This window comes from Pseudomonas sp. B111, assembly GCF_026428275.1.
Taxonomy (GTDB): Bacteria; Pseudomonadota; Gammaproteobacteria; order Pseudomonadales; family Pseudomonadaceae; genus Pseudomonas; species Pseudomonas aeruginosa.
The window spans coordinates 1277543-1292372 of the sequence record NZ_CP097857.1 but is presented as its reverse complement, the minus strand read 5'-3'; the positions used below and the strand labels follow the sequence as shown (position 1 = coordinate 1292372).

General features: G+C 66.0%; 16 protein-coding genes. 13 read left to right on the top strand and 3 right to left on the bottom strand.

All coding sequences use genetic code 11. The features are described 5' to 3' along the window. The first annotated feature begins 35 nt into the window (after positions 1 to 35). Positions 36 to 998 carry a threo-3-hydroxy-L-aspartate ammonia-lyase gene (locus tag M6E97_RS05950; RefSeq protein WP_003090528.1) on the top strand — a complete coding sequence of 321 codons (963 nt, stop codon included), beginning with the start codon at positions 36 to 38 and terminating at the stop codon, positions 996 to 998. A 7-nt stretch (positions 999 to 1005) separates the two neighbouring features. On the opposite strand, the gene M6E97_RS05945 is transcribed toward M6E97_RS05950, so the two are convergent. From M6E97_RS05945 to M6E97_RS05935, 3 genes are all read right to left on the bottom strand, one after another. After that, positions 1006 to 2247 (bottom strand): dienelactone hydrolase family protein, encoded by a 1242-nt coding sequence (locus M6E97_RS05945; protein WP_003113399.1) that lies wholly within the window; start codon positions 2245 to 2247, stop codon positions 1006 to 1008. 182 nt (positions 2248 to 2429) lie between these two features. Next, the gene (locus M6E97_RS05940) at positions 2430 to 3359 is read right to left on the bottom strand and encodes a LysR family transcriptional regulator (RefSeq protein ID WP_033939014.1); all 930 of its coding nucleotides are present in this window, start codon (positions 3357 to 3359) and stop codon (positions 2430 to 2432) included. 22 nt (positions 3360 to 3381) lie between these two features. Further along, positions 3382 to 4356, bottom strand: a complete 975-nt coding sequence (locus M6E97_RS05935) for a quinone oxidoreductase family protein (RefSeq protein ID WP_033939015.1) — start codon at positions 4354 to 4356, stop codon at positions 3382 to 3384. Between the two features lie 225 nt (positions 4357 to 4581). On the opposite strand from M6E97_RS05935, the gene M6E97_RS05930 reads away from it, so the two are divergent. The 12 genes from M6E97_RS05930 to M6E97_RS05875 all read left to right on the top strand — a co-directional run bounded on the left by M6E97_RS05930 (position 4582) and on the right by M6E97_RS05875 (position 14772). Further along, entirely contained in the window at positions 4582 to 5334 is a 753-nt protein-coding gene (locus M6E97_RS05930; RefSeq protein ID WP_003110095.1) for a class I SAM-dependent methyltransferase, read from the top strand. 603 nt (positions 5335 to 5937) lie between these two features. Continuing rightward, on the top strand, positions 5938 to 6741 hold the full coding sequence (locus M6E97_RS05925; protein ID WP_003131067.1) for an ABC transporter permease: 804 nt from the start codon (positions 5938 to 5940) through the stop codon (positions 6739 to 6741). Continuing rightward, the gene (locus M6E97_RS05920) at positions 6731 to 8458 is read left to right on the top strand and encodes a GspE/PulE family protein (RefSeq protein ID WP_003090521.1); all 1728 of its coding nucleotides are present in this window, start codon (positions 6731 to 6733) and stop codon (positions 8456 to 8458) included. The genes M6E97_RS05925 and M6E97_RS05920 overlap by 11 nt, the downstream gene beginning before the upstream one ends. A gap of 4 nt (positions 8459 to 8462) precedes the next feature. After that, positions 8463 to 9650, top strand: coding sequence for a type II secretion system F family protein (locus tag M6E97_RS05915; RefSeq protein ID WP_174217693.1), 1188 nt, complete (start codon positions 8463 to 8465; stop codon positions 9648 to 9650). A gap of 53 nt (positions 9651 to 9703) precedes the next feature. Beyond that, positions 9704 to 10138: a type II secretion system major pseudopilin GspG gene (gene gspG, locus M6E97_RS05910; RefSeq protein WP_003090519.1), complete on the top strand. Its 435-nt coding sequence runs from the start codon at positions 9704 to 9706 to the stop codon at positions 10136 to 10138. Beyond that, positions 10107 to 10517, top strand: coding sequence for a prepilin-type N-terminal cleavage/methylation domain-containing protein (locus M6E97_RS05905; protein WP_003110088.1), 411 nt, complete (start codon positions 10107 to 10109; stop codon positions 10515 to 10517). Before gspG ends, M6E97_RS05905 begins: the two co-directional genes overlap by 32 nt. Further along, a complete protein-coding gene (locus M6E97_RS05900; RefSeq protein ID WP_003138901.1) occupies positions 10517 to 10942 on the top strand; it encodes a PulJ/GspJ family protein in 426 nt (141 codons plus the stop codon). Before M6E97_RS05905 ends, M6E97_RS05900 begins: the two co-directional genes overlap by 1 nt. Next, positions 10939 to 11529, top strand: a complete 591-nt coding sequence (locus M6E97_RS05895) for a PulJ/GspJ family protein (protein WP_033939017.1) — start codon at positions 10939 to 10941, stop codon at positions 11527 to 11529. The genes M6E97_RS05900 and M6E97_RS05895 overlap by 4 nt, the downstream gene beginning before the upstream one ends. Further along, positions 11519 to 12598: a general secretion pathway protein GspK gene (locus M6E97_RS05890; protein ID WP_003138906.1), complete on the top strand. Its 1080-nt coding sequence runs from the start codon at positions 11519 to 11521 to the stop codon at positions 12596 to 12598. Before M6E97_RS05895 ends, M6E97_RS05890 begins: the two co-directional genes overlap by 11 nt. Before the next feature lie 646 nt (positions 12599 to 13244). Beyond that, positions 13245 to 13628, top strand: a complete 384-nt coding sequence (locus tag M6E97_RS05885; protein ID WP_003090512.1) for a hypothetical protein — start codon at positions 13245 to 13247, stop codon at positions 13626 to 13628. Next, positions 13628 to 14212, top strand: coding sequence for a GspMb/PilO family protein (locus M6E97_RS05880; protein WP_031685717.1), 585 nt, complete (start codon positions 13628 to 13630; stop codon positions 14210 to 14212). Before M6E97_RS05885 ends, M6E97_RS05880 begins: the two co-directional genes overlap by 1 nt. A gap of 263 nt (positions 14213 to 14475) precedes the next feature. After that, positions 14476 to 14772 carry a VF_A0006 family four-cysteine protein gene (locus M6E97_RS05875; protein WP_003097713.1) on the top strand — a complete coding sequence of 99 codons (297 nt, stop codon included), beginning with the start codon at positions 14476 to 14478 and terminating at the stop codon, positions 14770 to 14772. Positions 14773 to 14830 lie beyond the last annotated feature (58 nt).

Genomic DNA, 14830 nt, shown 5'->3' with positions numbered 1-14830 from the left:
GCCTGTCTTCTTTGCCAAGGTCCGAGGAACCGACCATGCACGACCTGCCTACCTACGACGATGTGATCGCCGCCGCCGCGCGGATCGCCGGGCATGCCAACCGCACGCCGGTGATGTCCTCGCGTACCCTCGACGAAGAACTCGGCGCGGAAGTCTTCTTCAAATGCGAAAACCTGCAGCGCATGGGAGCGTTCAAGTTCCGCGGCGCCTTCAACGCGCTGTCGCGGTTTTCCGCCGAGCAGCGTGCCGCCGGGGTGGTGGCGTTCTCCTCCGGCAACCACGCCCAGGCCATCGCCCTCTCGGCGCGCTTGCTGGGGATCCCGGCGACCATCGTGATGCCGGCCGACGCGCCGGCGGTGAAGATCGAGGCGACCCGTGGCTACGGCGGGCAGGTAGTGCTCTATGACCGCTATACGGAAGATCGCGAGCAGATCGGCCGCGACCTGGCGCAGCGCCATGGCCTGACCCTGATCCCGCCCTACGATCACCCCGACGTGCTGGCCGGGCAGGGCACCGCGGCCAAGGAACTGTTCGAAGAAGTCGGTCCGCTGGACGCCTTCTTCGCGCCCCTCGGCGGCGGCGGCTTGCTCTCCGGCTGCGCCCTGGCGATCCGCGCGCTGGCGCCGGCCTGCCGGATCTACGGGGTGGAGCCGGAGGCCGGCAACGATGGCCAGCGTTCGCTGCGCAGCGGCGCCATCGTGCATATCGATACGCCGCAGACCCTCGCCGATGGCGCCCAGACCCAGCATTTGGGCAATCTCACCTTCCCGCTGATCCAGCGCAACGTCGATGACATCCTCACCGCCAGCGACGCCGAACTGGTGGATGGCATGCGCTTCCTCGCCGCGCGGATGAAGCTGCTGGTCGAGCCCACCGGTTGCCTCGGCCTGGCCGCCGCCCGCCAGCGCAAGGACGAATTGCGCGGCAAGCGGGTCGGGATCCTGCTCAGCGGCGGTAACGTCGACCTGGCGCGTTTCTGCGCCTTGCTCGGCGGCTAGCCGGCCGCTAGAGGCCGAGTCCTTCGCTGGCTGCCCAGCGCGCCATCAGGCGGTTCGACGGCAGGCTTTCGTCGAGCAGCTTGCGCGCGCTTTCCACCCCCGCGACCGGCAGGCCCTGCGGGTCGAGCAGGCCGATCTGCACCAGCACGCCGGCCTGGTCCCAATAGATGTGCTCGTGGTAAAGGCGGTCGCCGCGAAAGCGCACCACGCCGAGCATGGGGATTTCCACGAAGCGCCCGGTGGGTGGGACGCCGGGCAGCAGCCAGTCGATCTCGCAGCTGTGGGTGAAGCGCATGACGAACTCGTCGACCACCTGCAGCGCCCCCACCGTCCGCGAAATCGGCGTGAGGGTCATGTCCGGCGGGTTGCCGTGGATGAAGTGATGGCGGTAGAAGCGGCTCAGTTCGCGCTGGCCGACGCCGCCGGTGAGGGTCGGGACATGGTTGACGTAGGGCTCGGCGACCATGGTCGCCATGGTCGCGGCGACGTCGCGGGTATCGAACTCGTGGCGCACATGCTCGTCCCACAGCGCGGAGAGGTCGAAGTTCGGCCCGATCTCCCGCTTCAGGGCGGCGATGCTGCGTTCGTGGGCCATCAGGTAGGCCGGTTTGTCGAAGTGCATGCCGCCGACGCGGGCGAAGGCGTGATCGACGCCGGGGTAGAGGTACAACTCGGTCTTGGGCAGGTTGCGCAGGCAGGGCAGGATCGCGTCGCGGGCCTGCTGCGGGCAGTAGGCGTCCTGTTCGGCGAAATGCAGCACCAGCCGGCCCTTGATCTGTTTCGCCTCGTCGAGCAGCGCCTCGATGCCCATGCCGTAGTAGCCCACCGAGCAGGAGACGTCGGTGCGCGTCGCGGCGAGGTAGGCCAGCTTCCCGCCCATGCAGAAGCCGACGAAGCCGATCCCGGCGTGGACCACCTCCTCGCGTTGGCGCAGGTGCTCGATACAGGCGGCGATGTCGTCCACCGCGGCGTCCAGGTCGATGCGCTGGAACAGCTCGATGGCCTTGGCGAAGGCCGCTTCGTCGTAGCCCAGGTCGACCCCCGGCTGGAGCCGCCAGAACAGGTCGGGGACCAGGGCCACGTAGCCCTCTTCGGCGTACAGGTCGGCCACCGCGCGCATGTTCGCGTTGACGCCGAAGATTTCCTGACCGATCACCACGCCCGGCCCCTTGCCGCTGGCGGGGAGCGCGAGATACGCGTCGAACCGGCCGCTGCCGTCGGACGCGGCGATGCTGACGTACTGTCCCATGCCTGGATTCCTCATCGGGTTGTTGTTGGAGTGGGAAAACGGGAAAGCGAAGCGAACCAGCCTAGTAGGAACCGGCCGGCGGGTCATTGGCTATCCGCATGCTGGCGGGAGGGTATCCGGATTGTCCGGGAGCGAGGGGCGGGAGGCGGCGCGATCCTCGGCGAGCCGCTCGCGGATACCGCTCAGTCCCGCTGGCGCTGCCAGGGCGGGCCCGCGGCGAACCGCGCTTCCACCCATTGGCGGAACGCGCTGGCCGCCGCCGTGGCGTAGCGCGCCGAGGGGCGCACCAGGTAGACGCCGGCGTCGGCGTCCAGTTGCCACTCCGGCAGCACCCGTACCAGCCTGCCGGCTTCGAGGTCGCGGCTCATCAGCCACTCGCCGGCGGCGAAGATGCCCAGGCCCTGGCGTGCGGCGCAGAGCAGGGCCTCGTTGTCGTTGCTGACCATCGAGCCGCGTACCCGCACGGGCTGCTGTTCGTCCTGGCGGGTCAGCTTCCATTCCGGGTACGAGTGCAGTCCGCTGAAGCCGAGGCAATTGTGTGCCGCCAGGTCGGCCGGGATACGCGGTACCCCATGCCGCTCCAGGTAGTCGGGAGCGGCGCCGAGGATGCGCCGGTGGGCGCACAGCCGCCTGGCCACCAGGCGGCTGTCGGCCAGTTCGCCGACCCGGATCGCGAGGTCGAAGCCTTCCGCGATGATGTCGACGAAGCGCTCCGAATAGTCGGTTTCCAGCACCACCTGCGGATGCGCCAGGGCGAACTCCGCCAGCAGCGGACCGAGCCAGAGCCGGCCCATCGCCGACGGCAGGGCGATGCGCAGGCGTCCGCGCAGTTGCGCGGCGCCCAGGCTGGCTTCGTGCTCGGCCTCGTCGAGCAGGTCGACGGCCTGGCGGAAGCGGCTCGCCAGGCGCTCGCCTTCATCGGTGAAGCGCAGTTGCCGGGTGGTGCGTTCGACCAGGCGGATGCCGAGGCGACGCTCCAGTGCGCAGAGCCGCTTCGAGAGCACCGAGGGATGGCGTTGCAGGGCGCGGCCGGCGGCGGCGAACGAACCGTGCTCGGCCAGGGCCAGGAGCGTGGCGACTTCATCGGCCTGCCGGCTGTCGAACGGTTGCATGCATGCGCCTCTTGCGGGTGGGTCAGGGCAAGAGTACCAGCGCGCCTTGCGAGCGTCCCTCCAGCAGATCGGTATGCGCCACGGCCGCCTCGGCCAGCGGGTAGCGCCGCCAGACCCGGGGCTGGATGACACCGTCTGCATGGGCGCGCAGCACAGCCTGCGCGCGTAGCCGGTATTCCTCCGGGTTGGCGGTGTGGGCGGCGAGCGAGGGACGGGTGAGGAACAGCGAACCCTTGGCGTTGAGGGTGGCGACTTCGACGGCTGGCGGCACGCCGGAGGTAGCGCCGAAGGACACCAGCAGGCCGCGCGGACGCAAGCTGTCCAGGGACGCCTCGAAGGTAGCGCGACCGATGGGGTCGTAGACCACATCGACCTTGCGCCTGGCGGTCAGCTCGGCGACCTGGGCGGCGAGACTGGCCGCGTCGAACACCAGCACCTCGTCGCAGCCGGCAGCCCTGGCCCGCTCGACGCTTTCCGCCTTCGACACCACGCCGATCACCCAGGCGCCCAGGTGCCGGGCCCAGGCCGCCATCAACTGGCCGACGGCGCCCGCCGCGCCGTACAGCAGGATGCGTGTGCCGGGCCCGACGGGGTAGGTGGCATGCAGCAGGTAGTGCGCGGTGATCCCCTTGAACAGCAGAGCCGCCGCGTCCTCGAAAGCGAGTGTGTCGGGCAGCTTCAGCAAGCGCTCGGCGGGGTAGAGCCGGGCGCTGGCATAGGCGCCCAGCGGGCCGGTGGCATAGGCGACGCGGTCGCCCGGCGCCAGTCCGGAGACTCCCGGACCCAGCGCGGCGACCACTCCGGCGCCTTCCAGGCCGAGGCCGGACGGCAGCGGAATCGGTACCGCTCCCGAGCGCTGGCCGAGGTCCAGCGGATTGACGCCGATGGCGGCCTGCTCCAGCCAGACCTCGCCGGGGCCCGGTTGCTGCGCCTGGACTTGCTCCAGGCGCAGGACCTCGGGGCCTCCGTTTGCGTTGAGGGTGATGCGACTGGGCATGGCGGTCTCCTTGGCTGCGTTCGTTGTTCCGGCAGTCTAATGAAGCATCCGGGGATGACCAGGTAGGTTCTTTGCAGTTGATTGCTGCACCGCATGCAGTAGTGAGACGGTGCTCCAAGGTGACCGAAAGTCGTGTTTCCGTATCGACGGGATTCGCCTAGTGTAAGGCGGCAGCCTGGACGGCCATGGTCCCTGTGGTCGCCGGGATCATTTCGGGAGAGTCCCATGACGGCACCTTTCAAGGATCATTTCTCCACCGGTTCGGCGAACTACGCCGCACATCGTCCGACCTACCCGGCGCGGTTGGTCGACGAGCTGGCCGCGCTCTGCCCCGGCACCCGCCTGGCCCTGGACTGCGGCTGCGGCACCGGACAGCTCACGGTGCTGTTGGCCGAGCGTTTCGAACGGGTGGTCGGTACCGACGCCAGCGCCGCGCAGATCGACAAGGCGCAGGCGCGCGAGCGGGTCGAGTATCGCGTGGCCCTGGCCGAGGACAGCGGGCTGGCGGCGGCCAGCGCCGACCTGGTGACGGTCGCCCAGGCCGCCCACTGGCTGGACCTGCCGCGCTTCTACGAGGAAGTCCGGCGTGTGGCCCGCGCGGATGCCATCCTGGCCCTGGTCACCTATGGCGTATTGCATGTCGACGGACCCATGGAACCGCTGGTCCAGCACTTCTACCACCAGGTCGTCGGCCCCTACTGGCCTGCCGAGCGGCGCCACGTGGAGGAGGGCTACCGCAATCTGCCGTTCCCCTTCGAGGAGCGCCGCCTGCCGGACCTGGCCATCGAGGTGGCCTGGACCCTGGACGAGCTGCTGGGCTACGTCGGTACCTGGTCGGCGGTGAAGGAGGCCGGCAAGGCCCTTGGCCAGGATCCGGGCGCCGCGTTCGTCGATGAGCTGCGCGAAGCCTGGGGCGACCCGCAGACGCGCTATCGGGTCAGTTGGCCGCTGACGGTGCGCGCCGGGGTGATCCGCTGAGCCATCGGACGCAATCCGAAACTCAACCATGACGGCGGGGAGAGCGCCGATCGCGTCCGCCAGCGCTTCCGCCTGCCGTCTACGCAGGTCGCTGCAACCCCTTGGCAGCCGCGGCGTCGCTTGAGCGCGGGCACAGGGGGCAGGTGGCGCGCCGAGTCGTATTCGTCGAACTCGCCATGCCGCCCCAGGCCGGGTCGGCGTGCAGGTTGCCAGTCCCTGGCGTACGGGGCGCTCAGTGCGTGCTTTCGTTTCACTGAGCCAGGTTTTCCAGCGCTATGAAGAAATCGCCCCGATTGCAGGATGAGTCTTGCTTTCGTCCCGGTTTCACTGCCGCTGGCTGCTGAATCGAGGGTGCACTCCGCGCAGTCCGGCCCCACACCTTGAGAGTCGTTGCCATTGCCGGGGTTACCCACGTGCTTTCCAGCAGGTACGGAGCCGATGGGAGATCGAGTTGGCGAGAGTGCCGGCTTGCTCCGGTCTTCTGAAGACTCTTCTTGAATCAGAAAAACCTTACGCCAGAAGTAGTGGGGGCTGATGGCCCAGCTCGCTTCGATCCTTCATGGTTAGCGGGTTCTGTTCTTCTTCGCCGTGGAGAGTTTTTCTGTGAGTGGTTCCCTCTTGGTACCGGCCAGTCTCGCCAGTCGCATCAGGCTCCTGCTGGTCATGACCCGGCGCGAGGTCGAACTGCGTTATCGCGACGCCATGTTGGGCCGCATCTGGATCATCGTCTCGCCGTTCCTGCTCTTGCTGATCTATACGTTTGTCTTCGGCTTCGTGCTGAAGTCGCGCTGGGGCGGAAGCCAGAGCACGCTTTCCTTCGCCTTGACCCTGTTTTCCGGACTCCTGCTGAACGGGATCCTCGCTGAAAGCCTGTCCAGGGCCCCGACTATCATCCAGGCCAACGCCAACTACGTGAAGAAGCTGGTTTTTCCCCTGGAGATACTCCCCCTCACACCGCTGCTGGCCGCTTTCTTCAACGCCATGCTCGGCTACCTGGTGCTCTGTATCTTTCTTCTCTTCAGCGGCGTCGAGCCGGGCTGGCAACTGGTTCTGCTACCGCTTGCCCTGCTCCCCTTCCTGCTCTGCGTGACGGGGCTGGCGTGGTTCCTCGCGGGGCTCGGGGTCTATGTTCGCGACATAGGGCAGTTCGTCCAGTTTCTCCTGGTGCTTCTGCTATTCATCAGCCCGGTGTTCTATCCGCTGTCATCCTTGCCACCGGTAATGCAGCCCTACCTGTACCTCAATCCGCTGACGATCCCGGTGGAAATGGTCAGGGCGATCCTTTTCGATGCTCCCTATCCGACCCTTGAGGTCTTCAGCGTTTATTGCGTTGCGTCGCTGCTGGTCTGTTCATCGGGCTTCCTCTGGTTCCGTCGGGTACAGGAAGGTTTTGCAGATGTCCTCTGAGGCCGTTTCCCCGGGCCCGCAGGTGACGGCCGAGTGGATACCGCTGGGGCAGCGTTTGCTCGAACGCGGGTTGGTGAGCGGCCAGGAACTCGAGCGGGCGCTCGACCTGCAACGCCGGCTTGGCGGCCGCCTGGGAGGTATTCTCGTGCGTTCCGGAGCCATCTCGGAAAATACCCTCATGCAGGTGCTGGCGGAGCAACTGCGGTTGCCGCTGGTGGGGGACGACCTGCGGAAGCCGAGCGAAGAGTCCATCGCCGCATTCCTGCTCAGTACCCCGATCAATACCGACTGGTTCGTCGAAGAGCAACTGGTGGTCTGGGAGGAGGGCGAGCAACTGCTGTTCGCGGCGCGTGATCCGTTATCTCCTTCGATACGCGAAACCCTGGGCTATTTCTATCCGGAGCGCTCGATTCAAGCAGTGCTGTGCCGCTCCCAGGATCTGGACGGCTGGTTGGAGCACTCCCTGGACCTGGCCCGGCAAGGTGCGGATCGGCACGCCTACGGCAGCGAAGACATCCGCTACCTGCGGGAGCTGGCGGAGGAGGCGCCGGTAGTCGAACTCGTCAACAACGTGATGAGCCAGGCCATGGAAAAGCGCTCTTCGGATATTCACATCGAACCCCGGGAGTTCGACTTCCGTATCCGCTTCCGCGTCGACGGCGTCCTGCACGACCAACTGAGCCTTCCCCGCGAGCGATTCGCGGCGGTCGTCTCGCGGATCAAGCTGATCTCCGCCATCGACATCGCGGAGCGACGGTTGCCGCAGGATGGACGCATGAGCATCCGGGTCAGCGGTACGGAGCTCGACGTGCGGGTCTCCACCTTGCCAGGGGTGCATGGCGAATCGGTGGTCATGCGCCTGTTGCCGAAGGAGCGCGAGGGGTTGCGCCTGGACCGGCTCGGGATGCTCCCGGACCACTTGCGGAGGATGCGTGCATGGGTAGCGGAACCCCACGGCATCATCCTGGTGACCGGCCCCACCGGATCGGGCAAGTCCACCACGCTCTATGGCGCGCTGGAGGAAATCAATGATGGCGTGCGCAAGCTCATCAGCGTGGAAGATCCCGTGGAGTACCAGGTGCCCAACATCACCCAGGTCCAGGTCCATGCCGACATCGGCCTGACCTTCGCTGCCGCCTTGCGCTCGATCCTGCGGCAGGATCCCGATGTGATCATGATCGGGGAGATACGCGACCTGGAGACGGCGGAGATCGCCGTACAGTCCTCGCTCACCGGTCACCTGGTGCTTTCGACCCTGCATACCAACGATGCGGTGAGCGCCTTCACGCGCTTGATCGACATGGGCGTGGAACCCTTCCTGGTGGCTTCGCCGGTGCGCGGTGTCCAGGCCCAGCGACTGGTGCGCAGGTTGTGCGCCCACTGCGCGGAACCTTGCGAGCCAACCCTTGCTGCGGCCGATCTGGCAGCGACCGAGGCGGCCACCGCGCGGCTGTTCCCGGGGCAGGCAGCGCAATGGCGCGTGGCGCGAGGCTGCGGCCGCTGCGAAGGTACCGGCTACAGCGGCCGTGTGGGCATCTACGAACTCGTCGATCTGTCTTCCGAGATGCGCGACCTGATCGTACAGAGAGCTTCCCTCGAACAGATGCATCGGCTTGCCGCCAGCCAGGGACAGCGCAATCTGCGTGAAGATGGCTTGATCAAGGCCTGGTTGGGTATGACCAGTCTTGACGAGGTGCATCGCGTGACCAGCGGCTAAGCCCATGAGTTTCATCTACCAAGCCGTCGATCGCAAGGGCAGGCGCGTTCGTGGCGAACTCTGCCTCCCCACGCGCCAGGATGCGCTGCGGCAGTTGCAGCGCCAGGGGCTCACCCCGCTCAGCCTGGAGGTGAAACGCCGCAACCTGGGCTCGCGACGTCGGCTCAAGGCCGAGGAATTGAACATGGCCATCCACGAGCTGGCCACCATGCTCGCGGCGGGAGTGAGCATGGCCGACGCGGTGGAGGCCCAGGAGCGAGGCGCGCGCCACCCGAAGTTGATTTCCGCCCTGCAGGCGATGGCCAATGGTCTGCGCCAGGGGCAATCCTTTCCCGTAGTGCTGGAGAGCGCCGGCCTCGACTTGCCGCGCTATGTATATCAACTGGTGGCGGCCGGCGAGATGACCGGAAACCTCGCAGGAGCTCTGAGGGACTGTGCCACGCAGATGGAATACGAACGGCGAACCCGCGCCGAGTTGCAAGGGGCGCTGATCTACCCTGCGATTCTGGTGCTCAGCGGGGTGCTCGCCGTGGCGACCCTGTTCGTCTTCGTCGTTCCGAAATTCGCCAATCTCCTGAACGAGACCGCCCAGCTTCCGTGGCTTGCCTGGGCAGTGCTGAGCATCGGGGTATGGAGCAACGAGAGTTCCGGCTTGCTGGCGTTCGCCGTCCTGCTGCTTGCTGGCGGCATTGCCGTGGCGTTGCGCAATCCGGCGCTCCGCGCCCATGCGCTCGACCAGTTGGTGCGCCTGCCCGTAGTCGGGGAATGGTTGATGCAGGCGGAAATAGCGCAATGGTCGAAGGTGCTTGGAACCCTGCTGGGAAATCGTGTGCCGCTGGTGGAGGCCCTGGCGCTTTCCGACGCTGGCGTCCGCATTGCCCGGCAGCGCCGGACCCTGGAGCGAGTCACCCAGGATGTGCGGGCCGGCATCGCCTTGTCGGCAGCGTTGGAGGAGCGCCAGGCGGTCACGTCCATCGGTTCGAGCCTGGTGCGGGTTGGAGAGGCCTCCGGGCAGCTCGCGGAGATGCTGCAGAGCCTGGCGACGCTCTATGGAGAGGCCGGGCAGGCGCGAATGAAAAAGGCCCTGGTGCTGATCGAGCCTCTGGCGATCCTGCTGATCGGCTCTGTGTTCGGCCTGATCATTACCGGCGTGGTACTGGCGATTACCAGCGCCAACGACATGGTGCTTTGAATGCCGGGTATCGATGCCGCGGCTGGTTGGATGAGACGTGAAGTGGAAACCGTATGAACAGAGCTGCACAACAGGGCTTCACCCTGCTCGAGATGATTGTGGTGTTGGTGATTATCGGCATGCTGATGGGGCTCGTCGGGCCGCGACTGTTCAGTCAGGCCGACAAGGCGAAGGCGCAGACGGCGGATACCCAGGTGAAGATGCTCAAGGGCGCGTTGCTCACCATGCGCCTGGACATCGGCCGGCTGCCGACCGAAGAAGAAGGCCTGGCGCTACTCAACACGCCGCCTTCCGATGAACGTCTCGGGGCCTTCTGGCACGGGCCCTACCTCGAGGGCGGCGTACCGCTGGACCCCTGGAACCGGCCTTACCTGTACAGCGACAGGCCGAGTGCCGAACAACCCTTCACTCTCTACAGCCAGGGCGCGGATGGGCAGCCCGGTGGGAAAGGCCTGGATGCCGATGTCGGTTACGCGCCCAAACGTTGACCAGGCCGCGTTCACCTTGCTCGAACTGCTGGTGGTGCTGGTGATCGTCGGGGCCATTGCTGCGGTGGCGTTGCCCGGCCTGGTGAGGATGCAGGAGACCTGGGCGCGCAGGACCGCGCTGGACGATCTGTTCAATCAATTGCAGACCCTGGGCTATCGCGTGCGCAGCGACGGGCGGGAGCTGCTCATTGATGAGAGCGGGGCGGTTCCCGAGCAGTTGCTGCGACTGCCCGATGGCTGGACGGTTACTGCTCGGCCGCCGATACGTTACATGGCAAACGGAGTTTGCCTGGGCGGAAAGTTGCAGGTCCATCATGGGCGCGCGACACATACGCTGCTGCTTCAGCCACCCCTCTGCGCGCCCGGGACGATCCGCTGATGCCGGCGCGGCAGGAAGGCTTCACGCTCCTGGAGGCGGTGGTTGCGCTGACGCTCCTGGCAGTGGTCGGCGGTGCGCTTTTCGCCTGGCTCAACAGTGCCTTTCGGAGCATGCAGCGGGTCGAGGCGGCCGAGCTGCGCATCGAGACGGCCCGGGTGGCGATGGCCTATCTGGAGCGCATGAACCCTGCGCTCGAACCCGCAGGCAGGGTCCGGCTGGGGCATTACCGGCTGGAGTGGCGAAGTTCGCCGCTGTCCGCATCGAAAGCGGCGGTGGGCCGCCATAGCGGCAGTCCGGGCATCTACGACGTGACCTTGTTCAGGGTCGTCGCCAGCATCCAGGCTGGCGATGGAACGCCGCAGGCGCTGCAACTGGAGCTTCCCGGTTACGTGGTCATCCCAGCGCGACTGGGTGATGGACCATGATCCGCTCGCGACGAAAACAGGATGCATTCACCCTGCTCGAGATGATCGTGGTGCTGCTGGTCGTTTCCTTCATCGGCACGTTGCTCATGCAAGGGTTGAGCTATGCCAGCAAGGCCAACCAGTCCTTGCACCAGAACCTGGGGCGCGGACAGGTCCGGGCGCTGACCTTCGATTGGTTCCGTGATGCGGTGGAGAACCTGGTCGCTCCCGAGGCTGGCGAGGTCCGCTGGCGTTTGCGAGGGGACGAACTCAGTTTCGAGGCCATGTCTGCCGCGGCCCTGGATCGCCGTGCGGGCATCCCGACGCCCTTGGCCTTCCGGCTCGAGCGGCGGGCAGGAGAGGACCGGACCGAGTTGATCTATGTGCGAAGGCTGGAGGACAGTCGCTGGCCCCTCCTGCATCTGCGCGGCGAAGCTCGCTTCCGCTATCTGGACGGTCACGGCCAGTGGCTCCGGGACTGGCCGCCGAGCGCGCAACTGGCCGATACCCTTCCCGAGGCGATGGCACTGACGGCTCCCGAGGAGCGCCTGTTTGTCCTTGTCGCGGTCGCGCTGCCCAGAGCGAGGCCCGCCGAACATGATTTCTGATGGCGCATGCCGACATGCGGCGTCTGCCCGCTCGTCTGGCTTCGTTCTGGTCGGAGTGGTCTGGTTCCTGGCCATCATGACCCTGCTGGCCAGTGCCGCTGTACTCTGGGTCGGGCGCTCGCTGGATGCCACGGAAAACCGGCGCAAGGCGCTGCTTCGTGAGCTGGAGGAGCATGCCTTGCTGGCGCGGGTCCAATGGCTGGTGGCTACCCAGCGCTATACCGTCGCGGGCCTGAGCGTACCGGGAAATGCTGGCGCCGCGCCGAGCAAGGTGGACATGGACACTTCGATCCTGCCCATTGGCGGGGAGCTGCCTCTGGATGGCCGGGAGTTCTGCATGGCCAATGGCTGGTGCATTGCGCTGCTCGATCGCTCCGCGCGCCTCAGTCTTTCCGGCATCGATCCGCGGGTACTGTCCAGGCTGCTGGCGGGGTTGGGGGTTCCCGCCGAGCAGGTGCAGGTCATGGTCGCCCAATGGTTCAGCTATCTCTATCCCGGCGCCGCTCCACGACTGGGTAGCGCCGCGCAAGCCAGCGACAGGTCCTCTCCGGGCCAGGCACGGCGCCGTCCGTTGCGCTCGGTGATGGAAGTCTTCCGGCTGGAGGCCTGGCGCCCCTGGGAAGCGCATTTGCTCGACGCCGGTTGGCGCGATCTGGTTGCGGCGGACGAGGCGGCGCTGAACATCAACACCGCGGATGCCCGAATCCTGTCTCTTGCCTGGGGACTACCGGAGGACGCTGTCGGCCGACTGCTGCAAGCCCGCTGGCAGCGTCCGTTCACCCGGATGTCGGACCTGCATGACGTCCTCGGGGGGCATGCGAGGCTGGTTCCCGAGGATGGCTGGGCGCGCCTGGCCAGTCCGGTCCTGTCGATTCGGCTCTACCCGCCAGGAGCCGAGCAGGGGACGGAATACGAGGTCCGCTTCAACTCAGAGCACCGCCTGCTGCCACCCTGGCAGCTTCTCTCGAAGAGGTCCGTGAAGATAAATGATCGCTACTCGAATCCTCCGCTGCATCCCGATATCGCCCCCGGGGTTCTTGCCGCCCCGCTTGTGGCAAGGCCGTGGTAAGGATGGCCGGGCGCAGCTTGAGTGGGTACGTAGAGGTACAGGGTTGGCGCGGCGCGCCCCAGCGCAGTGGATCGTGGATCGGGCGTGGTGTGTCTATCGCTGTCTCGATCTCAATCATGTGCCGCGCTCTGACCGGTATCAGGCACTGGCGTTGAAGCTTGCCGCCCTGGCGCCTTTTCGCCGCGCAGGCCATTACGTAGCCTGGCGGGGTGGCCATGCTCTGGTCTGGTTCTGGGATGAGGAGGTCCGGGAGGCCGTTGCCGAAGACTGCGTCGACCAACCTCGGCGTTATCGCTGTATCCCCGAATCCCTCCTGCAGGCTCCCCCTCGGTCGGTCGCGGAAGGCGAGACGGTTCGGCTGCTTCGGGTTCGCTCCGGGCTGGATCTGCAGGTCTGGAGAGATGACTGCCTTGTCCTGAGCCATTTCTTTCCCAGCCCACCCCAGCCAGAACAATGGGTTCGGTTGCTCCGGGGGCTGGCGGGAATACGCATTCCGGAGAGCCTGGTTGCCGAGCCTGGGGAAGCGCTGGGCCGTCCCTGGGCCGTTCCGGCGGCGGAAGCAACGCTGCTGCGATGGGAGCGTTGGTTGCCGCATGGGCTCATAGCCACCCTGTTGCTGGGATGCGGATTCAATCTGGGGGAAGGTTTGTCCTGGTGGTGGGCCGAGCGTGCGCTGCGAACGCAGTACGACCAGCTGAGCGACCAGGTCTCGCCGATCCTCAGCGCACGCAACCAGGCCTTGCAGACCAATCGGATGGCCACGGAGCTGGGGCGCGCTTTGCAGCATCGCTCGCAGGTGGCGCTGCTGGGACAGGTAGCGGAACTGTTGCCGAAGGACAGTCGGTTGCTCGCCTGGCGTTATCGAGGCTCCGAGCTGGACTTGCGGATTGGCACCGACAGTGTCGACCCGCGTCTCTATGTGCGGCGTTTCATGGAGTCGGGGAGTTTCGAAGATGTCAGGGTGGAACCTTCGCAGAGCGAGGGGCTATCGCTGAGCCTGGTCCTGCGTACGCCGGGGGAGGGTGCCTGATGTCGGACTTCCAGCGATCACTGCAGTTCCAGGGGCGGAACCTGCAACGACAATGGCAGGAAAAACCACTCTTGCGCATGGCCATCTGGAGCCTGTGCCTGCTGCTGGTTGTGCATCTGGTCATGCTCAGCATGGATTGGAGGGAGGAACGAGGGGAGGAATATCGTCGTCTGGCCGGGGAATGGCTCAAGCTCCAGGACGTTTCCCGGCAGACCGCCTGGCCGGAGCGGGCGATGCAGGCGGAGCAGGTCCTGAACCTTCAGCGAGAGCGCTTCTGGCAGGCGCCGAATGCGTCGCAGGCGAGGGCCGATGTGCAGGCCTGGCTGACCGAGCGGGTTCGCCTGGCGGGCGTCCCTGACGCGGAAGTGAGCGTACTGCTTCCTCGCGGCTTCGAGAAGCAAGGGACGATCGCGCGTATCGAGGCCCAGGTTCGCGGGCAGTTGGAGCCAGCCTCGTTCAGTCGGTTGTTGCAGGATATAGAAGCGGAGCAGCGGCAAGTAGCGGTGGAGTTTCTGGAACTGAACAATAGTTTGTCGCCCATGCTCAATCTACAGTTGTCGTTCCTGTTCGTAGCGGCCTATTGAAGCGGATGCGGATCGGGCAGCACCCGTTTGCCGGAAGAGTTCGGCGGAGGGCGGTGCCCGTCGATGGAGCGAGTTGCCGCCAGGCGGCCGGGAAACCGAATCCGCTCGGGACGCCTGCGATTCGGCTCTCCGGCCCGCCATTGTCGCATTCGCGCAGCGAAGAACGGCCAGTCTGGTCCGGCCTGTAAACAAGTGCAAAATTTTACTTCATGGTCGGCTTGGCACTCCGAGCCGGCTCGTCCATGCTGGAGCACAACTTTCCCATGGATACCATTGCCATGAAGTTCCTGCTGCCCCTGCTGCTGTTATTCCCGCTTTCCGCTCTCGCCGACGACAAGGACTACGACCAATGCATACTCGACTACCAACGCACGGCGAAGAGCGGGGTGGCGGTTCACTTCATCACCCAGGCCTGCGACAAGTTGTATAACGACGGCTCCTTCCTGCTGTCGCGGGAAAAGGCTTATTACGAGTGTCTGCTGGAGAACCTGCCGGGGGTGGAGAACAACCTGGCGGCGCAGAAGATCAGGAGCGCTTGCGAATCGAAGTCGCAGAATTGATCTGGCGAGGAGGGGAGCGAAAGTAGCCAGTGAGGTTTCCGACGGCATCGGCAGGATG